This is a genomic window from Pseudomonas sichuanensis (assembly GCF_024749065.1).
GTDB lineage: Bacteria > Pseudomonadota > Gammaproteobacteria > Pseudomonadales > Pseudomonadaceae > Aquipseudomonas > Aquipseudomonas sichuanensis.
In genome coordinates this window covers 726,042-747,777 of sequence record NZ_CP087185.1, presented here as the reverse complement: position 1 = coordinate 747,777, position 21,736 = coordinate 726,042, and the positions used below count along the sequence as shown (strand labels likewise).

Sequence of the window (21,736 nt, the reverse complement as noted above, 5' to 3'; positions counted from 1 at the left end):
GATTCACATGCGCATCGCTTCCCGCGTCATCGGTGGCGCCCTTGTCGCCACCCTGCTGACCCAACTGACGGCCTGCGGCACGGTTTTCTTCCCTGACCGTCGCGGGCAGATCGAAGGCAAGATCGACCCGATGATCGCCGCGCTGGATGCCGTCGGCCTGCTGTTCTACATCATCCCCGGCCTGATCGCCTTCGGCATCGACTTCGCCACGGGCGCCATCTACTACCCCGGCGGCTACTCCGCGCAGGTCGACCCGGCCAAGCTCAAGCCCGCCATCAATGCCGACGGCCAGGTCGACAGGATCAAGCTGCAGGCTATTCTCGAAAGCGAACTGGGCCAGCGCCTGCCGCTGAACGACCCACGGCTGATCCAGCAGCGCGGCAGCGTCGAGCAACTGGCGGCCCTCGGCCTGGTACCGGCAGCCTGAAACCCACAAGGACGAACCCCGGCGCATGACCGTGACCAGCGAACACCAACGCCTGCTGCGCCTGGCCACCCGCGCATCCCTGGCGGTGGCCAGCATCCTGGTGCTGAGCAAGGCCGTGGCCTGGTGGCTGAGCGGCTCGGTGAGCCTGCTGGCCGGGCTTACCGACTCGGCGCTGGATGCCGTCGCCTCCTTCCTCAACCTGCTCGCGGTGCACTACGCGTTGCGCCCGGCCGACGACGACCACCGTTTTGGCCACGGCAAGGCCGAAGCCCTGGCCGGCATGGCGCAGGCGCTGTTCATCGGGGTCAGTGCGGTATTGATCGGGGTGCAGGCCGTGCAGCGGTTGCAGTCGCCGCAGCCGCTGGGCGATACCGGGGCAGGTATCGCGGTGATGCTGCTGTCGCTGGTGCTGACCTTGGCGCTGCTGGCGTTGCAGCGCAGGGTGATCCGTATCACCGGCTCGACCGCGGTGCGCGCCGATTCACTGCACTACCGCTCCGACCTGCTGCTCAATGGCAGCATCCTGCTGGCCCTGCTGCTGGCGCGCCTGGGCTGGCCACAGCTGGATGCGCTGTTTGGCCTGGGTATCGCCCTGTACATCCTGTGGAGCGCGGTGCAGATCGCCCGCGAGAGCACGGCGATCCTGATGGACCAGGAACTGCCGGCCGACATCGGCGAGCGCATGCTCGAAGCGGTGCTGGCGATCCCTGGGGTCAAGGGCGCGCACGACCTGCGCACGCGGGTGTCGGGGAGCCACTGGTTCGTGCAACTGCACCTGGAATTGCCGGGTGAACTGCCGCTGCATCAGGCCCATGGGTTGTGCGTGCAGGCCTCCCAGGCGATCCGCGAGCGTTATCCACGGGCAGATGTGATCGTGCATGCAGATCCGGTGTAGGCCTCATCGCTGGCAAGCCAGCTCCCACCTTGACCGCGCTGGTCTAAAGAAATGCATAACCCTGTGGGAGCCGGCTTGCCGGCGATCACCGGCGAAGCCGGTGCCCAAAAACTGCATCGCCGGCAAGCCGGCTCCCACAGTTTGGCATCAGTTGATGCTGTAACCCCGCCCGCTCAAGCAAGCGCCCAATGCCCGTCGATAGCTGTCTGCCACGTTCGGCGGCGGCGCATAGCTGGCGGTTGCCGGGTCAAAACCACTCTGGCTGACGGCCCAGCGATGGCACTGATAACGGTCCTGTTCCTGCTGCTCCGGGCCCTGGCCATACAGCGGATAGGCGATCACATCGTAACCACCTGCCGGTTGCGGCGCTGGCGCCACCGTGGGCGGGTTGACCACCACGTACTCGGCGCTGCTGGCCTGGTACTGGTAATAGGTGTCGGCCACCAGGAAGAACAGTGCTCCGCCCAGCCAGACTTCGCGCGCATAGGGCGGCAAGTAGCTGACCCTCACCCCGTAAGGCGGCCTGACCACGACGTAACCGCCGCCATGGGGGCGATACCAGTAACCACCGGAGTAGTAGTAATCCTGGCCGCGGTAGGGCACTTGCCAGGAGCGGTCCGGGAAGCGATCGACGGTATGCCCGGGGCGATACTGCGGCCCGGGGCCCCAACCATCGCCATGGCCGTCCGGCCGCCCCGACCAGTCGCCGCCTGGTCGCTGACCGGGGCCACCGGCCTGCCAGTGACGGTTGTCGTCATGCCGGCGCGGGATGTCCTGGTAATAGCCTTGGCGTGGCGGCTGGGTCTGGCGCACTTCGTCACGCGAGTTGAGCGGCGAACCACGCCCGCCATTGGGGTCCTGCGGGCCGTCTCCCGGCCCTTGGGCCAAGGCGCCCAGGCTGATACCGATGCCCAGCAAACCAACACCTGCCAACTGCCAGATGCATGACCTCATGTTGTTCCTCTCAGTCAATGACCCCTGCCTGTACTGCAGGCAGTCTAACGCGCCGCACAAGGCCGGCTGATGAAAAAGCAGACAGCGGCCGGGCGCAGCGCGAGCAGAAATACCGGCGCAATAAAAAAGGGAGGCCTTGCGGCCTCCCTTCGGGAATTGTCGTCCGTGCTCGGCACTTGTGGTACCGGCTCACCTCGCGCCGCCTTCTGGGCAGTGCGTAGCCCGGGGGCCGTGCCGATCCGGTTGGAGGGCTGGCCGCGAGCGCCCGTCTGGGGCGCCTCGCCGTGGACTGATGTCCGGGCAGTGATTCTGGTGATAAAGATAGGCGAGCCTGGGGGGCAGAGGATTGCGAAGATTGCTCTGATAAATACCGCTTGCGCAATTTTTCACTCAGGATCGATAATTCGCCGCAATCCGAACAGAAAAGGCCCTATTCATGAGCAAGCTCGACCGCTATGACCTGAGCATCCTTGCCGAATTGCAGCGTGACGCGCGCATCTCCAACCAGGAACTGGCCGAGCGCATCGGCCTGTCGCCCTCCCCTTGCTCGCGCCGGGTCAAGCAGCTCGAAGACGACGGCTACATCTCGCGCCAGGTGGCGCTGCTGGACCGCAAGAAGCTCGGCCTGAGCCTGACCGCCTATGTGCTGATCGGCATGGACCGCCACACCCCCGAGCGTTTCGAAACCTTCGAGGCGGCGATCCGTAACCTGCCGCAAGTGCTGGAGTGCAGCCTGGTCACCGGGATGGACGCCGACTATCAGCTCAAGGTGGTGGTACCAGACATGGATCACTACCAGAAGCTGCTGCTCGGCAGCCTCACCCGCATCGACGGCGTGACCAGCGTACGTTCGAGCTTCGTGCTCAACCAGGTGCTGGCCAGCACCGAGCTGCCATTGACCCACCTGCGTTGAAACCCTGCGCGCCCGGCGTATGATCGGGCTCTTATCCTGCCTGGAGTTGACCGATGGATCCCGCCGTATTCGAAGAGTGGATGATGATCGTCCTCGTCACCGTGCTGATCGCCTTCATGGGCTTCATCGTCTGGGACCTGGCGAAAAAATCCAAGGCTGGCCGCTTCGGCACGCTGATCCTGTTCTTCGTGCTGGGCCTGGGCGTGCTGGCGTTCATCATCAAGAGCGTGGTGGTGGGGTTTCTGGAAGGGGTTTAGGGACCTATCGCGGGGCAAGTCGCATCGGCGATAGCGATCAGAGCTTCGGCGGCACTTCCCGCCACGTCCCCTGCTCCAGCCCTTCGATTGTCCAGTCACCAATCCTCACCCGCACCAGCCGCAAGGTCGGCAAGCCCACCGCCGCGGTCATGCGCCGCACCTGGCGGTTGCGCCCTTCACGAATCACCAGTTCCAGCCACGCCGTCGGCACGCTCTTGCGAAAGCGCACCGGCGGGTTGCGTGGCCATAGCGTGGGCTCGTCGAGCAAGCGGGCTTCGGCTGGCAAGGTCGGGCCATCATTGAGCTCGACGCCGTCGCGCAGGCGCTGCAACTGCTCCGCGCTCGGCTCACCCTCCACCTGCACCCAGTAGGTCTTGGCCAGCTTGTGCTTGGGGTCGGCGATACGTGCCTGCAGGCGCCCATCGTTGGTCAGCAGCAGCAAACCTTCGCTGTCGCGGTCCAGGCGCCCGGCCGGATAGATACCGGGGATGTCGATGAAGTCCTTGAGCGTGGCCCGCCCTTCGCCGTCGCTGAACTGCGTGAGCACGTCGAACGGCTTGTTGAACAGGATCAGGCGCGGTTCGGCCGGCGGCACCTTGGCCTGGCGACGTGGGCCGGAAGGCCGCGCCGCCGGGCGGCGCGGAGTATTGCGTGGTGGCAGGGGCATGGATCCTCAGCGGAACGGCGGCTCATCGAAGCTGCGCAGTTTACGCGAGTGCAGCGAGTTGAGCTCGGTACGCAGCAGGTCGAGGGCGGCGATGCCGATCTTCAGGTGCTGGCTGACCGCGCGGTTGTAGAAGGCGTTGGCCGAGCCGGGCAGCTTGATCTCGCTGTGCAGCGGTTTGTCGGATACACACAGCAAGGTGCCGTACGGCACCCGCAGCCGGTAGCCCTGCGCGGCGATGGTGCCGCTTTCCATGTCCACCGCCACGGCACGCGACAGGTTGATCAGCGGGCGTTCCTGGGCCCAGCGCAGCTCCCAGTTGCGGTCGTCGTAGGTGAGCACGGTACCGGTGCGCAGGCGCTTCTTGAGTTCCTCGCCACGCTCGCCGGTAACCTGCGCCGCCGCTTCCTGCAGCGCCAGCTGCACTTCGGCCAGGGCCGGGATCGGGATGTTCGGCGGCACCACGCGGTCGAGGATGCCGTCACGGCGCATGTAGGCGTGGGCCAGCACGTAGTCGCCGATGGTCTGCGACTGACGCAGGCCGCCACAGTGGCCGATCATCAGCCAGCAGTGCGGGCGCAGCACCGCCAGGTGGTCGGTGATGTTCTTGGCGTTGGAAGGGCCGACGCCGATATTGACCAGGGTGACGCCATCGCCGTCGGCGGCGATCAGGTGGTAGGCCGGCATCTGGTAGCGGTGCCAGACCACGCTGGCCACCAGGGCCTGGGCCTCGCCGTTGTCCATGCCCTTTTCGATGACCACGTTGCCCGGCAGGACCATGCGCACGAAGCGTGGGTCCTCGCGCAACTGCTCAAGGCCATGGCTGATGAACTGGTCGACGTAGCGGTGGTAGTTGGTCAGCAGGATCCACGGCTGCATGTGCCGCCAGTCGCTGCCGGTGTAGTGCACCAGGCGGCGCAGCGAGAAGTCGACACGGGCCGCGTCGAACAACGCCAGCGGCAGAGTCTCGGCGCTTTCCCAGTCGTACAGGCCATCGGCGATGTTGTCGGTGGCGGCCGACAGGTCGGTGCTGGGGAACACCCGCGCCAGCTGCGCGGCGGTGATGCCGCTGCCGGCCAGTTCGTCGCCCTGGTCGACCACGTAGGGGTACGGGATGTTCTGTTCGCTGACGCCGACTTCCACGGTCACCGTGTAGTCGTGCATCAATGGCCGCAATTGCTCCAGCAGGTAGCCACGGAACGCGGCGGGCTGGGTGACGGTGACGCTGTAGGTGCCGGCCACCTGGACCTTGGCGTAGGCGCGGGTGGTGGCGGCGACTTCGCCCTGGCTGAAGTAGGTCAGGCGCAGCGCCGGGTAGCGGAACAGCGCACGCTCGTCCTGGCCCGGTTCGGTACGGTCCTTGAGGTAGCGCTTGAGGGCCTGGCTCAGGGCGCCGGTGGCTTGCTCGTGGAGGGCCGCCAGACGGTCGACGGCCTGTTCGGGGGTATCAACGACTTCAAACGCTTGGCTCACGCTGGGCTTCCTGTCTTCTGACATGCATGACAGCCATCTTGCCTGCGTTGCCAGGCAAATACACCCCCGATAATCGGCGCTGAGCCTTTCGCGGGGCAAGCCCGCTCCCACGACGGCATCGTGGGAGCGGGCTTGCCCCGCGATGTCGTTATCCGCCCCAGACCGGCGTAGCCCGCGCGACCAGGGCCTGTGCATCCACTCCACGCGGCAATGCGCCATAGACCCGGCCACCGCCACCGAGGCGGCTGGCGATGAAGGCATCGCTGACCGTCGCATTACCGGCCTCGAGCAGCAGCTTGGCCTGCAATGCCACGGCAATGTCTTCGGTCAGTTGCCGCGCCCGGTACTGAATGTCGCCGGTATCGGCAAACGCCCCTTTGAGGTTGCCGATGAACGCCGCCAGGCGTGGATCGCCATGGCCATCGCCCAGCTCGATGAACAACGCATCCAGCACGCCCGGCTCCTTCGACAGCGCCCGCAGCACATCCAGGCACTGCACGTTGCCGGAGCCTTCCCAGGTCGAGTTGACCGGCGCCTCACGGTACAGCCGCGGCAGGATGCTGTCCTCGACATAGCCCGCACCGCCCAGGCATTCGGCAGCCTCGTTGATCATCCCCGGCGCGCGCTTGCAGATCCAGTACTTGCCCACCGCCGTCACCAGGCGGGCGAAATGCGCTTGCTGCGGGTCGTCGAGCTGCTCCAGGGCCTGGCCCATGCGCAGGCTCAGGGCCAGCGCCGCCTCGCTCTCCAGGGCCAGGTCGGCGAGCACGTTCTGCATCAGCGGCTGCTCGCTCAGCACCCGCCCGCCGACCTTGCGGTGGGCGCAGTGATGGGCGGCCTGGGTCAGCGCCTGGCGCATCAGCGCGCTGGAGCCGACCATGCAATCGAAGCGGGTCATGGCCACCATCTCGATGATGGTCGGCACACCCCGGCCCTCTTCGCCGATCATCCACGCCAGGGCGCCACGGAACTCCACCTCGCTGGAGGCATTGGAGCAATTGCCGAGTTTGTTCTTCAGGCGCTGGATATAGAACTGGTTGCGCTGGTCGTCCGGGCGGTGGCGCGGCAGCAGGAAGCAGCTCAGGCCCTTGTCGGTCTGGGCCAGGGTGAGGAAGGCGTCGCACATGGGCGCCGAGCAGAACCATTTGTGCCCCACCAGTTCATAGGCCTGGCCCGGGCCTGGCGCGCCTACCGGGTAGGCGCGGGTAGTATTGGCGCGCACATCGGTGCCGCCCTGCTTCTCGGTCATGGCCATGCCGATGGTCACCCCGGCCTTGTGCCGGTCGCCGACGTTGCGCGGGTCGTATTCGCGGGCGAGGATCTTCGGCAACCAGTAGCTGGCCAGCTCCGGCTGCAGCCGCAGCGCCGGCACGGCGGCGAAAGTCATGGTCAGCGGGCAGCCGGTTCCGGCTTCGGCCTGGCTGTGCAGGTAGGTCATGGCGGCCCGCGCAACATGGGCACCCGCGCGCGGCTCGGCCCAGGGCAGCGAGGGCAGGCCATGCTCGACCGCGGTGCGCATCAGCTCGTGGTAGGCGGGATGGAACTCCACCAGATCCACCCGATGGCCGTAGCGATCATGGCTGCTGAACTCGGGTTTGTGCGCATTGGCGAGGAACCCGGCGGCCATCAGCGGGCCGCCGGCCAGTGCCCCGTAGGCATCGATCCGCGGCTCGGCCCAGCCGGCGCCAAAGCGCCGCGACCATTCCTGCAAGGGCTGGTCGAGGCGGTACAGGTTGGCGCCGTCGAGGGGCGGCGGCTGATTGGTGACTTCGTGGGTTTCGGCGAACTGGTGCAGGTTCATCGGGGGGCCTCATGGATCCGCTCATGCCTGGAAAACCCAGTGAAGCACCGCAGCCCGCACAGTCAAAGTGACAAAACTGCCGATGAGCAGATCATTTCCTGCCCGCCCGTCAGTAGCGCCTGCGCCCCGTCGCCGCCCGGCTGGAAGTCACCTGCACCTGGGCCACGGTCAGGATCAGGCTCAGTTCGAAGCGGCTGCCCAACCCCGGGGTAGACTCGTGCGACAGCTGCGCGCCAACCAGTTCGCCCAATTGGCGGCAGATCGACAGGCCGATGCCCAGGCCGCCGTAGCGCCGCGTCATCGAACCATCGACCTGGAAGAAGCGCTGGTACAGCACGGCCTGGTCGAGGTCTTCGAAACCGATGCCGCTGTCGCTGACGGTCAGGCTCAGCGCCAGCCGGTCGGGCCCGATGCGCCGGCCACGCACCTGAACGGTCACGCCCCCCTGATGGGTGAACTTGAGGCCGTTATCCACCAGGCAGGCCAGGCAGCGGGCGAGCTTCTGCGCATCGCCCACCAGGCTGTCGGGCACGTCGGCGGGGATATCCAGGGTCAGGTACAAGCCCTTGGCCAGCGCCTGACCGGCGTAACCGGCACGCAGTTCCTGGAGCAGGCGGCGCAGGCTGAACGGCACACCGTGGTTGCGCAGGCGGCCGGCCTGCAACTCGGTGAGGATGAGGATGTCGTCGACCATGGCCATCATGTCCTGGGCGGAACCGGCGGCCGTGCGGTGGTACTGGGCCTGCTCGGCGCTCATGGGCAGGGTGTGCAGCAGCTCCAACGAGCCGATCACGCCGTTCATCGGGGTGCGCAGCTCATGGGTGACGGTGGCAAGGAACTCGTCTTTCAGGCGATTGCTGTGGGCCAGTTGCTGGTTCAGTTGCTCGAGGGTGCGCCCGGTCTCGCGCAGGGCCTGGGCCTGCTGCTCGCGCAGGCTGTTGATGCGGTCGGCCAGGGCCAGTGACAGCAACGCCACCTCCAGCGCCGAGCCGAGCTGGCTGGCGTACATGGTAAGGAACACATTAGGCAGATAGCCCAGCACCATCAGGGTGTTGACCAGCCCGCCCAGCAGGAAGGCGGTCCAGGCGATGATGAACCAGCGCGCCACCCGCACCCCGCGCCACCAGGCGTACAGGCCTGCGCTGAAGATGCTCACGGTGAACAACAGCGCCAGCACAGTGGCCATGCGCAGCGCAATGCCGTAACGCAGGGTCACCGCCAGCACCATGACCAGCGCGCCACCCGCCATCAGCGCCATCAGCAGGCGGTCGAAACCACGGCTGAGCCGGCCCAGTTGCAGGAAATGGCGGGCGAACTGGCAGCCGAACAGCCCGGCGGCGCCGATGAACAGGGGCGTCGCGGCATTCGCCCACCACGGGCTGTCCGGCCAGAAGTAGGCGATACCGGCGCCGTTGACCGACACCTGGTACAAGCCGAAGGAGGCGATGTAGAGGATGTAGTAGAGGTAACTGACATCGCGCACGCTGAGGTAGATGAACAGGTTGTAGACCAGCATCACCAGCAGCACGCCATAGATCATGCCCAGCACATACAGGCGGGTGGGCTGGTCTTCAAGGTACGCCTGGGTCGACCACAGCGTCAGCGGCGCCTGCACCGAACCCTGGCTGTGCAGGCGCAGGTAGGCGGTGGTTGCCTGCCCAGGTTGCAGGGGCAGCTCGAACAGGTAGTTGTTCTGGCGAATCTGCCGGCTGGCATAGGGCAATGCATCGCCAGTGCGCTGGGCCAGGCGAAATACCCCTTGGGCATCCGGCAGGTAGAGTTCGAGATGGTCCAGCGGCGGGTAAGCCAGCTCCAGCAACCATTGGCGCGGCGCGGCGGAGGGGGTGGCGGCGTAGTTCAGGTCGATTCGCAGCCAGAACACCGAGGTCGAGTAACCGGCATTGAGCACCTCATGGGGGTGCGCCTGAAAACGGCTGGCAAAGGCAGGCGCGCTGACCTGGCCAATACTGGCGCTGCCATCGTGGTCCTCGTAGACCTGCATGAACCTGCCCAGTGGCAGTCGTGAGGTGCTGGCGTCGAATTCGACCGCCCCGGCGAACAGGGGCAAGCAGCCCAGAAGCACAATCAGCAAATAGCGCATACAGCCCCAGCATGGCCTGTCCGTTCGCGTCGCGTTGCCTCCCTTCCCTTTGAGACGACGTGATCCGGCAGAGTCCGTTGATCGAATTATCCGAGCACTCTAGCATAGCTTTCCGGCAAGACCAGAGGCCACACTAAATTTGCATGAAACAGCTCTAGCATGCGCATTACAGGAGAAGCATCGCGACCATCCTGACCACTCGATCAGCAAATCTTGCGCGGCGACCGATCCGCACAAAAAGGTTTGGTGATAAGCTCGCCGACCATGAATACCTACAGCTCCCGCCCCGTTGTCCTCTGTCTCTCCGGCCACGACCCAAGTGGTGGCGCCGGGCTGCAGGCAGATATCGAAGCCCTGATCGCCCAAGGCTGTCACGCCGCACCGGCCGTGACCGCCCTGACCGTGCAGGATACCGTCAACGTTTCCGACTTCCGCGTGCTCGACCGCGAGTGGGTGCTGGCCCAGGCCAACGCCGTGCTGGCCGACTCCACCGTGGCCGCGGTCAAGCTGGGCATGCTCGGCTCGATCGAAATGGTCGACACCGTGGCCGAACTGCTCAAGGCTCACCCGCACCTGCCGCTGGTCTGCGACCCGGTGCTGCGCGCCGGCGGCGGTGGCCGCCTGGGCAAGGACGAGGTCGGCTACGCACTGCGCGAGCGCCTGCTACCGCTGGCCACCATCGCCACGCCGAACCTGCCCGAGGCGCGTATCCTCGCCGAACTGCCGGACGGCACCGCCGACGAGTGCGCCGCCAAGCTGCTGCCATTCGTCGAGCACCTGCTGATCACCGGCGGCCACGGCGACGAGGACGAAATTCACAACCGCCTGTACAGCCGCGATGGCCAGCAGCACACCTGGACCTGCCAACGCCTGCCCGGCAGTTATCACGGCTCGGGCTGCACCCTGGCCAGCGCCCTGGCCGGCCGCCTGGCCCTTGGCGAGCAGCTGCAAAGCGCCGTGCGCAGCGCCCTGGACTACACCTGGCGCACCCTGCGTGACGCCGAGCAACTGGGCAAGGGCCAGTACGTGCCGCGCCGCCTGCCCCTGGATTTCTGCTCCTGACACGAGGCCACCCGATGAAGCTCCGCGGTCTGTATGCAATCACCGACAGCCAGCTGCTCGCCGGCCGTTTCCTCAGCCACGTCGAGGCGGCACTCGAAGGCGGCGTCTGCCTGCTGCAGTACCGCGACAAGAGTGACGATGCCGCGCGCCGCCTGCGCGAGGCCGAAGCGCTGATGACCTTGTGCGAGCGCTACGGCACCCAGCTGATCATCAACGACGACGCCGAACTGGCCGCACGCCTGGGCGTCGGCGTGCACCTGGGCCAGACCGACGGCCCGCTCACGCCGGCCCGCGCCCTGCTCGGCCGCCAGGCCATCATCGGTTCCACCTGCCACGCCAGCCTTGAGCTTGCCCAGCAGGCCGCCAAGGAAGGCGCCAACTACGTCGCCTTCGGCCGCTTCTTCAATTCTGTCACCAAGCCGGGCGCGCCGGCCGCCAGCGTCGATCTGCTGGAACAGGCCCGCGCCCAGGTCAAGTTGCCGATCGCCGTGATCGGCGGCATTACCCTCGACAACGCCGCCCCGCTGGTCGCCCATGGCGCCGACCTGCTGGCGGTGATCCACGGCCTGTTCGGTGCCGACAGCGCGCAGGAAGTCACCCGCCGCGCCCGCGCCTTCAACGCCCTGTTCGCTTCCTGATTTCGAGAGAAGATCCCATGTCCCGTTCCGAAGCCCTGTTCGCCCAAGCCCAGAAGCACATCCCCGGCGGCGTCAACTCGCCGGTCCGCGCTTTCAAGAGCGTCGGCGGCACTCCGCTGTTCTTCAAGCACGCCGAAGGCGCCTACGTCGTCGACGAGGATGACAAGCGCTACGTCGACTACGTCGGCTCGTGGGGCCCGATGATCCTCGGCCACGGCCACCCGGACGTACTGGACGCCGTGCGTAATCAGTTGCAGCACGGCCTGTCCTACGGCGCCCCGACCGCCATGGAAACCGAGATGGCCGACCTGGTCTGCTCGCTGGTGCCATCGATGGAGATGGTGCGAATGGTCAGCTCCGGCACCGAAGCCACCATGAGCGCCATCCGCCTGGCCCGTGGCTACACCGGCCGTGACGCCATCATCAAGTTCGAAGGCTGCTACCACGGCCATTCCGACAGCCTGCTGGTCAAGGCCGGCTCGGGCCTGCTGACCCAGGGCGTGCCCAGCTCTGCCGGCGTACCGGCGGACTTCGCCAAGCACACCCTGACGCTGCCGTTCAACGACATCGCCGCGGTCGAGAAAACCCTCGCCGAAGTCGGCCAGACCGTGGCCTGCATCATCGTCGAGCCGGTGGCCGGCAACATGAACTGCGTACCACCGGCGCCGGGCTTCCTCGAAGGCCTGCGCGCACTGTGCGACAAGCACGGCGTAGTGCTGATCTTCGACGAAGTGATGACCGGCTTCCGTGTCTCCCTGGGCGGTGCCCAGGGCTACTACGGCATCACCCCCGACCTGTCGACCTTCGGCAAGATCGTCGGTGGCGGCATGCCGGTCGGCTGCTTCGGCGGCAAGCGCGAAATCATGGGCTGCATCGCCCCGCTCGGCCCGGTCTACCAGGCCGGCACCCTGTCCGGTAACCCGCTGGCCATGGCGGCCGGCCTGACCACCCTCAAGCTGATCAGCCGCCCGGGCTTCCACGACGAGCTCAGCGCCTACACCAGCCGCATGCTCGACGGCCTGCAGCAGCGCGCCGATGCCGCCGGCATCCCGTTCGTCACCACGCAGGCGGGCGCCATGTTCGGCCTGTACTTCAGCGGCGCCGATGACATCGTCACCTTCGACGACGTGATGGCCAGCGATGCGGACCGTTTCAAGCGCTTCTTCCACCTGATGCTCGACGGCGGCGTGTACCTGGCGCCGAGTGCGTTCGAGGCGGGCTTCACCTCCATCGCCCACGGCGACAAAGAGCTGCAGATCACCCTGGATGCGGCCGAGCGGGCATTCGCCAAGCTGAAGTAAGGCGCCTGCCGGTACTGGCCAGATCGCGGGGCAAGCCCGCTCCCACGTGACTCAGCTCTGCGTGGGAGCGGGCTTGCCCCGCGATCTGGCCGGTGAATGTGACCCCTCTCACAAACACTGGCAAAATCAGCAGCCTTGGCTCGGGGTGTAGAATTTCCAGTAAAACTTTGTAAGGTTGGCGCTGCTTATCCCATAATGTGCCACCAGAGACCTTGGCCGTAGCTTTGCAGAGGTAAGTCGATCCCCATGAACCGCACCGGCCGCGCCCTGACCATGGGCTGCCTGTTGCTTCTTCAGCCCCTGCTGGCCCTGGCGGAGGGCGGTAACTCGTTGCTGATTCCAGCGACGGGCCGCTGCACGCTGAATGCCGCGCCGGAGGATCAGGAGACTGCCCTGAAGGCCTGCGAGCAAACGGCGGAATCCGGGGATGCCGAAGCACAGTACGAGCTGGGCGAGTTCTATTACAGCGGTACCCCCCGTCACCTCGACAATGCACTCAAGTGGTTCGAGAAGGCCTCACTGCAGGGCCACGCCCAGTCGCAGTATCGCCTCGGTTCGATGTTCTTCCACGGCGAAGGAGTCAAGGCCAACAACGTGCAGGCCTACATCCTGCTGAAGATGGCTGCGGTCAACGGCGCCGAAGATGCACTGGACATGGCCGACGAAGTCACCGAGCAAATGCCGCGCGACGAGCTTGAGCATGCCACCCAGGTGCTCGGCCAGATCTTCCGCAAGTACCTGCTGGAACTGCAGAACGCCGAAGGGCGCACCCCGTTCTCTCCCCTCCCCTGACGACAGCCCTATCACACGGACGTAAGAAATGCCGATCAAGATGGGTCGAGGATTTCCCGTGCTCGCGCCGGCTCCATTGCGGAGCACACGGAACTGTTTTTGGAGGCAGCCCAAAACAGGCCATAACGTGGGAGCGGGCTTGCCCCGCGATGAGGCCGCCAAGGGCACTACCGACCCTTGATCGTTTCAGTGCTTTCGCCACTGCCACTCAAGGGTTATTCTTGAGCTCACATTCATTGCCGTCGAGCGGCTAAAAACCACCTTGAACGCACCCATACAACCCCATCGCTTCATCCTCGAACCTTTCGAGGCCAACCGTTTCGCCAACCTGTGCGGCCAGTTCGACGAGCACTTGCGCCTGATCGAGCAACGCCTGGCCATCGAAATCCGCAACCGCGGCAATCAATTCGAGCTGATCGGCGAACCCAAGACCACCTCCGCCGCTGAACAGTTGCTGCGCCGCCTCTATCGCGAGGCCAAGGCCAGCGAGCTGTCGCCGGAAACGGTCCATCTCTATCTCCAGGAATCAGCGGTCGAGAACATCGGCAACCCCGCTGTCAATGAAGTCAGCGTCTCGCTGCGCACGCGCAAGGGTAAAATCACGCCGCGCGGCGTCAATCAGCAACGCTACGTCAAAGAGATCCTGGCCAACGACATCAACTTCGGCGTCGGCCCGGCCGGTACCGGCAAGACCTACCTGGCTGTGGCCTGCGCCGTGGATGCGCTGGAGCGCGAGCAGGTGCGCCGCATCCTGCTGGTGCGCCCGGCGGTCGAGGCTGGCGAGAAGCTCGGCTTCCTGCCCGGCGACCTGGCCCAGAAGATCGACCCGTACCTGCGCCCGCTGTACGACGCGCTGTACGAGATGCTTGGCTTCGAACACGTGGCCAAGCTCATCGAGCGCCAGGTGATCGAGATCGCCCCGCTGGCCTACATGCGCGGCCGCACGCTCAACAACAGCTTCATCATCCTCGACGAGAGCCAGAACACCACGCTCGAACAGATGAAGATGTTCCTCACCCGCATCGGCTTCGGCTCGACCGCGGTGATCACTGGTGACATCACCCAGGTCGACCTGCCACGCGGCACCAAGTCGGGCCTGGCTCATGTGATCGAGGTGCTCAAGGACGTGCCTGGCATCAGCTTCACCCATTTCCAGCCCAAGGACGTGGTGCGCCATCCGTTGGTGCAACGCATCGTCGAAGCCTACGACCGCTTCGAAGCCCGACAGGCCCAACCCGAGGCGCGCGGCAAAGATGCTTGAACTCGATCTGCAACGGGCAACGGATGCCGCCAGCCCGGATGACGCCCTCTTCCGTCGCTGGTGCGAGCTTGCCCTGCGCCAGCGCAGCGCCGACTCCGAGATGACCATCCGCCTGGTCGACGAAGCCGAAGGCCGCGAGCTTAACCACACCTACCGGCACAAGGACTACGCGACCAACGTGCTGTCCTTCCCCGCCGACGTGCCCGACGATCTGTTGGACATCCCGCTGCTCGGCGACCTGGTGATCTGTGTCGCCGTGGTCGAGCGCGAAGCTCAAGAACAAGGCAAATCCCCCGAAGCGCACTGGGCCCATCTGGTCATCCATGGCTGCCTGCACCTGCTCGGCTACGACCACATCGACGACGACGAAGCCGAAGAGATGGAAGCGCTGGAACGGGAATTGCTGGCGGAACTGGGTCACCCGGACCCGTACGCCGACGACGAAACCGACCCAATCACACACTGACACTGCAAGGAACACGAGTAACCGCCATGAGCGAAGACCGATCGAGCAACGGGCAAAAGTCCTGGCTGGGTAAACTGACCCAGGCTTTTGCCCATGAGCCGAAAAACCGCCAGCAGCTGCTTGAACTGCTGCGCGAAGCCCATCAGAACAAGCTGCTCGACAGCGAAGCGCTGACCATCGTCGAAGGCGCCATCCAGGTCGCCGACCTGCAGGTGCGCGACATCATGGTGCCGCGCTCGCAGATGATCAGCATCAAGGCCAGCCAGTCGCCACGCGAGTTTCTGCCAGCGGTGATCGATGCCGCGCACTCGCGCTACCCGGTGATCGGCGAGAGCCATGACGATGTGCTTGGCATCCTGCTCGCCAAGGACCTGCTGCCGCTGATCCTCAAAGAGAACGGCGACAGCTTCAACATCAAGGACCTGCTGCGCCCGGCCACCTTCGTGCCCGAGTCCAAGCGCCTGAACGTGCTGTTGCGCGAGTTCCGCGCCAACCACAACCACATGGCCATCGTCATCGACGAATACGGCGGTGTGGCCGGCCTGGTCACCATCGAAGACGTGCTTGAACAGATCGTCGGCGACATCGAAGACGAGCACGACGTCGAGGAAGACAGCTACATCAAGCCGCTGCCCAGCGGCGACTTCCTGGTCAAGGCACTCACCCCGATCGAGAACTTCAACGAGTTCTTCGACAGCGAATTCTCCGATGACGAGTTCGACACGGTCGGCGGCCTGGTGATGAGTGCGTTCGGCCACCTGCCCAAACGCAACGAGACCACCGAGATCGGCGGCTACCGCTTCCGCATTCTCAACGCCGACAGCCGGCGGATACACCTGCTACGCCTGACACCGATCAACCGTTAAGGACGAACATGCGCTGGATCACCCGCCCCGGCTGGCCCGGTAACCTGCTGGCCATGGTGGCCGGCGCTTCCACCCTCCTGGCCCTGGCGCCATTCGACATCTGGCCGTTGGCGCTGCTGTCCATCGCCCTGTTCTACGCCGGCCTGCGTACCCTCAGCCCGCGCCAGGCCCTGGCCCGCGGCTGGAGCTTCGGCTTCGGCCTGTATGGCGCCGGCACCTGGTGGATCTACGTCAGCATGAACACCTACGGCGGCGCCTCGCCGTTGCTGGCGATCCTGCTGCTGCTGGCGTTCTTCGCCTGCCTGGCGTTTTTCTTCGCCTTGCCGGCCTGGCTCTGGGCGCGCTGGTTGCGCCGCGACGAGGCGCCTTTGGCCGATGCGCTGAGCTTCGCTGCGCTGTGGCTGCTGCAGGAAGCTTTCCGCGGCTGGTTCCTGACCGGCTTCCCATGGCTCTACGCCGGCTACAGCCAGCTTGACGGCCCCTTGGCCGGGCTGGCGCCGCTCGGCGGTGTGTGGCTGGTGTCGTTCTGCCTTGCGCTGACTGCGGCATTGCTGTGCAACCTGCTCCGCCTGCGCGCGCGCCCATCGTTCCTGGCCATCGGCGCCGTGTTGCTGGTGGCGCCCTGGGTCGTCGGCATGGCGCTCAAGGGCCACGCCTGGACCCAGCCGGCCGGCGACCCGCTCAAGGTCGCCGCGCTGCAGGGCAACGTCGAACAGGACCTGAAATGGGACCCGGCCCACGTCAACGCTCAGCTGGCGCTGTACCGTGACATGAGCTTCAGCTCAAAACCGGTAGACCTGCTGATCTGGCCGGAAACCGCGGTACCGGTGCTCAAGGACCAGGCCCAGGGCTACATCGACATGATGGGGGCGTTTGCCGCCGAGCGGCATTCGGCGCTGATCACCGGGGTGCCGGTACGGCAGATGGTCCACCACCAGCGGCGCTACTTCAACGGCATCACCGTAGCCGGTGAAGGCGACGGCCTGTACCTCAAGCAGAAGCTGGTGCCGTTCGGTGAATACGTGCCGCTGCAGGACATGCTGCGCGGGGCGATCGAGTTCTTCAACCTGCCGATGTCGGACTTTGCCCGCGGCCCCGCGGACCAGCCGCTGCTGCAGGCCAAGGGCTACCAGATTGCGCCGTACATCTGCTACGAAGTGGTCTACCCCGAGTTTGCCGCCAGCCTGGCAGCCCGCAGCGACCTGCTGCTGACCATCAGCAACGACACCTGGTTCGGCACCTCGATCGGCCCGCTGCAGCACCTGCAGATGGCGCAGATGCGGGCACTGGAAGCCGGCCGCTGGATGATCCGCGCCACCAACAACGGCGTGACCGCGCTGATCGACCCGTTCGGCAAGATCACCACGCAGATCCCGCAGTTCGAGCGTGCGGTGCTGTATGGCGAGGTAGTGCCGATGCAACAGCTGACGCCTTACCTGCAATGGCGTTCGTGGCCGCTGGCGATTGTCTGTGCATTGCTGCTGGGTTGGGCGTTGCTGGCCGGGCGGATTGCCAAGACCGTCTGATAGCGCTCGCAAGGGCCTCTTCGCGGCGGTTCGACGCTTCGATAAACCCGCTCCCACATGGACCGCGCCAACCTCGAGGCAAGCATCGTACCTGTGGGAGCTGGCTTGCCAGCGATGAGGCCAGCACTGACAACATAAGACAGTTGCTCCCACGGGTTCGCCGCGGCCCTCAAGGCTTGCATAGTAGCTGTGGGAGCGGGTTTATCGAGGCGTCGAACCGCCGCGAAGAGGCCGGCACCTGCGGTGCAAGAATCAGTAGAACAGCCGATACCCCACCAGCCCCACCGCCTCGTTCAGCAACTGCCCGCTCTGCCAGATCGCCCGGCTTTCTGGCAGCAACCCCGCGAACGGCCGGGCATGATCGCGCCCGAGGAATCCCACCGGCGCCGGCACCACCTCGAACCCGGCACGCTCAAAGCTCCAGCGCGAGCGCTGCATGTGCCAGGCCTGGGTCACCACCACCACACGGCGGATCCCCAGCGGCTGCAAAACCTGCGCGCTGAGCGCGGCGTTCTCCCAAGTGGTGTGGCTGGCCTCTTCCTTCCAGCTGACCGAGACACCGAAATCTGCCTGCAGCCGCTCAGCCATCAACTGCGCCTCACTCGGCGGCGTGCCATAGTGCAGGCCGCCGCTGGTCAGCACCGGCAATCCGGACGCCTTGGCCAGTTGCGCGGCATAGCGCATGCGCTCCAGGGCCAGGTAGGAAGGTTGATCGCTGCCGCCCCAGGCCGGATCGCCTCGATCACGCCCGGCGCCGAGCACCACGATGGCATCGGCACGGCTTGCCAGGCTCGCCCAGCTCTGCGGCGCCAACGCAGGCTCCGTTTCCAACTGCCGGGCCGCCTGCTCCACGACCAACGGCAGGCTCATCAGCCACAGCCCGCCCAGGCCCAGTGCAAAGCACGCAGCCGCCAGGCGCGGCCGGCGCCGGCGCCACCACCAGGCCGCCAGCAGCAACAGCAGCAGCACGCCCGGCGGCATCAGCCATTGTTTGATGAAAAAGCGAATCGGCATCGCACACCTCCATGGAAGGCATGCAGCCTAAGAGGATCGGCGTCGGGCCTCAAGGGGAGGTCGACGCCGATCGCAGTGTGGGTATTGAAGAACCGGCGCGTGAGCACGTGCGCCTGCAAACCTGAACGGCTATCGGGATGGCTGCGTCCTGGATCTTGCTGGAGCAGTGGCGCGTTTTCGATCCTTGAGCCAGATGATCCTGGCCGAGGATGGTTCCGGTTGCGGGTAGGCACCGGCGCTTGCATGGCGACCTGCCGGGAGTGACTCCAGGTAGGCCTTGATCACCTCGAACTCGGCGTGGCTCAGGCCACGCAATTCCAGTTCGGCAGGCATCTCGTCGCGCAATCGTACCGAGGTTCTGGCCACTTCCAGTGCCAGGCCCAAGCGGTCGATCAGGCGTTCGTAAAGCTCCGGTTTGCTTGCAGGTAGTTGCGACTCTCCCATCCGTTCACCTCATTGAAGGTAAGAATATCTCCCCCCACAAATGAGCTTAGCGTTGTCATGAAAAGCAGCTGCCCGCCGCGACCAACGGCCCGCGCGGCGGGGGACGCAATCAGGGTTTCCCACGATGCGCGGCGCTCATGTATGCTACGGCGTTCACTCTATCGACACCGGAGTGCCGGTCGCAGCGAGGTTCCGCTGCCTGGAAACAGGGTCCTTTCTCTCTCAGTTAAAAAGTAGCCATGCACGAACAATACACGCCCCGTGATATCGAAGCCGCCGCCCAGAAGTTCTGGGACGAGCAACAGTCGTTCGCTGTTACCGAACAGCCAGGCAAGGACACCTACTACTGCCTGTCGATGTTCCCGTACCCGAGCGGCAAGCTACACATGGGCCACGTGCGCAACTACACCATCGGCGACGTGATTGCCCGCTACCAGCGCATGCTGGGCAAGAACGTCCTGCAGCCGATGGGCTGGGACGCCTTCGGCATGCCGGCGGAAAACGCGGCGATGAAGAACAACGTCGCCCCGGCCAAGTGGACTTACGAAAACATCGACTACATGAAGACCCAGCTCAAGAGCCTGGGCCTTGGTATCGATTGGGCCCGTGAAGTCACCACCTGCAAGCCGGACTACTACCGCTGGGAGCAGTGGCTGTTCACCCGCCTGTTCGAGAAAGGCATCATCTACCGCAAGAACGGTACCGTGAACTGGGACCCGGCCGATCAGACCGTGCTGGCCAACGAGCAGGTCATCGACGGCCGTGGCTGGCGCTCGGGCGCGCTGATCGAAAAGCGCGAAATCCCGATGTACTACTTCCGCATCACCGACTACGCCGACGAGCTGCTGGAAAGCCTCGACGAGCTGCCGGGCTGGCCTGAGCAGGTCAAGACCATGCAGCGCAACTGGATCGGCAAGTCGCGCGGCATGGAAGTGCAGTTCCCCTACGACCAGGCCAGCATCGGCCACGAAGGCACGCTGAAAGTCTTCACCACCCGCCCCGACACCCTGATGGGCGCCACTTACGTCGCCGTCGCCGCCGAGCACCCGCTGGCCACCCAGGCCGCCCAGGGCAACCCGGCGCTGCAGGCGTTCATCGACGAGTGCAAGAGCGGCAGCGTCGCCGAAGCCGACATGGCCACCCAGGAGAAGAAGGGCATGGCCACTTCCCTGCTGGTCGAACACCCGCTGACCGGCGAGAAGCTGCCGGTGTGGGTCGCCAACTACGTGCTGATGCACTACGGCGACGGCGCCGTGATGGCCGTGCCGGCCCACGACGAGCGCGACTTCGAGTTCGCCCACAAGTACAACCTGCCGGTGAAGGCCGTTGTGCGCACCAGCGCCGGTGACGAAGTTTCCAGCGAATGGCAGGCCGCCTATGGCGAGCACGGCCAACTGATCAACTCCGGCGAATTCGATGGCCTGGATTTCGCCGGCGCCTTCGACGCCATGGAAGCCGCCCTGATCCGCAAGGACCTCGGCAAGTCGCGCACCCAGTTCCGCCTGCGCGACTGGGGTATCAGCCGCCAGCGCTACTGGGGCTGCCCGATCCCGATCATCCACTGCCCAGCGTGCGGCGACGTGCCGGTGCCGGAAGACCAACTGCCGGTCACCCTGCCGGAGAACGTGGTGCCGGACGGCGCCGGCTCGCCGCTGGCGCGCATGCCCGAATTCTATGAATGCACCTGCCCGAAATGCGGCACCGCGGCCAAGCGCGAAACCGACACCATGGACACCTTCGTCGAGTCGTCCTGGTACTTCGCCCGCTACGCCTCGCCGAACTACGACAAGGGCCTGGTAGACCCCAAAGCTGCCAACCACTGGCTGCCGGTCGACCAGTACATCGGTGGCATCGAGCACGCCATCCTGCACCTGCTGTACGCGCGCTTCTTCCACAAGCTGATGCGCGACGAAGGCCTGGTCACCTCCAACGAGCCGTTCAAGAACCTGCTCACCCAGGGCATGGTCGTCGCCGAAACCTACTACCGCGTTGCCAGCAACGGCGGCAAGGACTGGTTCAACCCGGCCGATGTCGAGATCGAGCGCGATGCCAAAGCCAAGATCATCGGCGCACGCCTGAAGACCGACGGCCTGCCGGTGGAAATCGGCGGCACCGAGAAGATGTCGAAGTCGAAGAACAACGGCGTCGACCCGCAGTCGATGATCGACGTCTACGGCGCCGACACCTGCCGCCTGTTCATGATGTTCGCCTCGCCGCCCGACATGAGCCTGGAATGGTCCGACTCCGGCGTCGAGGGCGCGAGCCGCTTCCTGCGCCGTGTCTGGCGCCTGGCCCAGGCCCACGTTGCCCAGGGCCTGCCAGGCAAGCTGGATGTCGCCTCGCTCGACGACGCACAAAAAGTCATCCGCCGCGCCATCCACGCGGCGATCAAGCAGGCCAGCACCGATGTCGGCCAGTTCCACAAGTTCAACACCGCCATCGCCCAGGTGATGACCGTGATGAACGTACTGGAAAAGGCCCCGCAAGCCACCGCCCAGGACCGCGCCCTGCTGCAGGAAGGCCTCGAAGCCGTGACCCTGCTGCTGTCGCCGATCACCCCGCACATTTCCCACGAGCTGTGGAAGCACCTGGGCCACGACCAGGCCGTGATCGACGCCGGCTGGCCAGCCGTTGACGAAAGCGCGCTGGTGCAGGACACCGTCACGCTGGTGGTACAGGTCAACGGCAAGCTGCGCGGCCAGGTGGACATGCCTGCCGCCGCCAGCCGCGAGGAGATCGAAGCGGCCGCCCGCAACAACGAGAATGTCCTGCGCTTCACCGATGGCCTGACCATCCGCAAGGTCATCGTGGTACCGGGCAAGCTGGTCAACATCGTCGCCAATTGATGGCAACGCCCGCCCGCGAATGCCGCGGGCGGGCG

20 protein-coding genes are annotated in these 21,736 nt (G+C 65.5%); 13 read left to right on the top strand and 7 right to left on the bottom strand.

Annotated features, from left to right (window positions below; genetic code table 11):
• The first annotated feature begins 7 nt into the window (after positions 1-7).
• A complete protein-coding gene (gene pmcY, locus LOY51_RS03490) occupies positions 8-427 on the top strand; it encodes a periplasmic Zn2+ metallochaperone PmcY (RefSeq protein WP_125462495.1) in 420 nt (139 codons plus the stop codon).
• Positions 428-452: 25 nt separating this feature from the next.
• Entirely contained in the window at positions 453-1,322 is an 870-nt protein-coding gene (locus LOY51_RS03485) for a cation diffusion facilitator family transporter (protein WP_125462494.1), read from the top strand.
• Positions 1,323-1,469: 147 nt separating this feature from the next.
• Here LOY51_RS03485 and LOY51_RS03480 read toward each other — a convergent pair whose 3' ends face one another.
• Positions 1,470-2,276, bottom strand: coding sequence for a DUF6515 family protein (locus LOY51_RS03480; RefSeq protein ID WP_258644458.1), 807 nt, complete (start codon positions 2,274-2,276; stop codon positions 1,470-1,472).
• A gap of 436 nt (positions 2,277-2,712) precedes the next feature.
• On the opposite strand from LOY51_RS03480, the gene LOY51_RS03475 reads away from it, so the two are divergent.
• On the top strand, positions 2,713-3,189 hold the full coding sequence (locus tag LOY51_RS03475; RefSeq protein WP_125462492.1) for an Lrp/AsnC family transcriptional regulator: 477 nt from the start codon (positions 2,713-2,715) through the stop codon (positions 3,187-3,189).
• Between the two features lie 53 nt (positions 3,190-3,242).
• Positions 3,243-3,446: a DUF2788 domain-containing protein gene (locus LOY51_RS03470; RefSeq protein WP_011535816.1), complete on the top strand. Its 204-nt coding sequence runs from the start codon at positions 3,243-3,245 to the stop codon at positions 3,444-3,446.
• Between the two features lie 37 nt (positions 3,447-3,483).
• Here the strand turns inward: LOY51_RS03470 and LOY51_RS03465 are convergent, their stop codons facing one another.
• From LOY51_RS03465 to LOY51_RS03450, 4 genes are all read right to left on the bottom strand, one after another.
• Complete coding sequence (locus tag LOY51_RS03465; protein ID WP_125857318.1) at positions 3,484-4,113, bottom strand: pseudouridine synthase; 630 nt, start codon at positions 4,111-4,113, stop codon at positions 3,484-3,486.
• Positions 4,114-4,119: 6 nt separating this feature from the next.
• Positions 4,120-5,607 carry an AMP nucleosidase gene (gene amn, locus LOY51_RS03460; RefSeq protein ID WP_190306030.1) on the bottom strand — a complete coding sequence of 496 codons (1,488 nt, stop codon included), beginning with the start codon at positions 5,605-5,607 and terminating at the stop codon, positions 4,120-4,122.
• A gap of 124 nt (positions 5,608-5,731) precedes the next feature.
• The gene (locus tag LOY51_RS03455) at positions 5,732-7,384 is read right to left on the bottom strand and encodes an acyl-CoA dehydrogenase family protein (protein ID WP_258644456.1); all 1,653 of its coding nucleotides are present in this window, start codon (positions 7,382-7,384) and stop codon (positions 5,732-5,734) included.
• Between the two features lie 109 nt (positions 7,385-7,493).
• Positions 7,494-9,485, bottom strand: coding sequence for a sensor histidine kinase (locus LOY51_RS03450; RefSeq protein WP_125462488.1), 1,992 nt, complete (start codon positions 9,483-9,485; stop codon positions 7,494-7,496).
• 264 nt (positions 9,486-9,749) lie between these two features.
• Between LOY51_RS03450 and LOY51_RS03445 the strand changes: the two genes are divergently transcribed.
• From LOY51_RS03445 to lnt, 8 genes are all read left to right on the top strand, one after another.
• Positions 9,750-10,547: a hydroxymethylpyrimidine/phosphomethylpyrimidine kinase gene (locus tag LOY51_RS03445; RefSeq protein WP_125462487.1), complete on the top strand. Its 798-nt coding sequence runs from the start codon at positions 9,750-9,752 to the stop codon at positions 10,545-10,547.
• 14 nt (positions 10,548-10,561) lie between these two features.
• Positions 10,562-11,185, top strand: coding sequence for a thiamine phosphate synthase (gene thiE, locus LOY51_RS03440; RefSeq protein ID WP_125462486.1), 624 nt, complete (start codon positions 10,562-10,564; stop codon positions 11,183-11,185).
• Positions 11,186-11,202: 17 nt separating this feature from the next.
• On the top strand, positions 11,203-12,486 hold the full coding sequence (gene hemL / locus LOY51_RS03435) for a glutamate-1-semialdehyde 2,1-aminomutase (protein WP_125462485.1): 1,284 nt from the start codon (positions 11,203-11,205) through the stop codon (positions 12,484-12,486).
• Positions 12,487-12,732: 246 nt separating this feature from the next.
• Positions 12,733-13,278, top strand: coding sequence for a tetratricopeptide repeat protein (locus LOY51_RS03430; RefSeq protein ID WP_125857315.1), 546 nt, complete (start codon positions 12,733-12,735; stop codon positions 13,276-13,278).
• 262 nt (positions 13,279-13,540) lie between these two features.
• Positions 13,541-14,539: a PhoH family protein gene (locus tag LOY51_RS03425; protein ID WP_125462483.1), complete on the top strand. Its 999-nt coding sequence runs from the start codon at positions 13,541-13,543 to the stop codon at positions 14,537-14,539.
• The gene (ybeY, locus tag LOY51_RS03420; protein ID WP_258644452.1) at positions 14,532-15,005 is read left to right on the top strand and encodes an rRNA maturation RNase YbeY; all 474 of its coding nucleotides are present in this window, start codon (positions 14,532-14,534) and stop codon (positions 15,003-15,005) included. Before LOY51_RS03425 ends, ybeY begins: the two co-directional genes overlap by 8 nt.
• Before the next feature lie 26 nt (positions 15,006-15,031).
• Positions 15,032-15,871: a CorC family transporter gene (locus LOY51_RS03415; protein ID WP_110993410.1), complete on the top strand. Its 840-nt coding sequence runs from the start codon at positions 15,032-15,034 to the stop codon at positions 15,869-15,871.
• Between the two features lie 8 nt (positions 15,872-15,879).
• Positions 15,880-17,397 (top strand): apolipoprotein N-acyltransferase, encoded by a 1,518-nt coding sequence (gene lnt, locus LOY51_RS03410; protein ID WP_125857313.1) that lies wholly within the window; start codon positions 15,880-15,882, stop codon positions 17,395-17,397.
• Positions 17,398-17,649: 252 nt separating this feature from the next.
• Here lnt and LOY51_RS03405 read toward each other — a convergent pair whose 3' ends face one another.
• Both LOY51_RS03405 and LOY51_RS03400 read right to left on the bottom strand, forming a co-directional pair.
• Positions 17,650-18,411 carry a YdcF family protein gene (locus tag LOY51_RS03405; RefSeq protein ID WP_125462480.1) on the bottom strand — a complete coding sequence of 254 codons (762 nt, stop codon included), beginning with the start codon at positions 18,409-18,411 and terminating at the stop codon, positions 17,650-17,652.
• A 129-nt stretch (positions 18,412-18,540) separates the two neighbouring features.
• Complete coding sequence (locus LOY51_RS03400) at positions 18,541-18,855, bottom strand: hypothetical protein (protein ID WP_125462479.1); 315 nt, start codon at positions 18,853-18,855, stop codon at positions 18,541-18,543.
• Between the two features lie 239 nt (positions 18,856-19,094).
• On the opposite strand from LOY51_RS03400, the gene leuS reads away from it, so the two are divergent.
• Entirely contained in the window at positions 19,095-21,701 is a 2,607-nt protein-coding gene (gene leuS, locus LOY51_RS03395) for a leucine--tRNA ligase (protein WP_258644442.1), read from the top strand.
• The last annotated feature ends 35 nt before the right edge of the window (positions 21,702-21,736 follow it).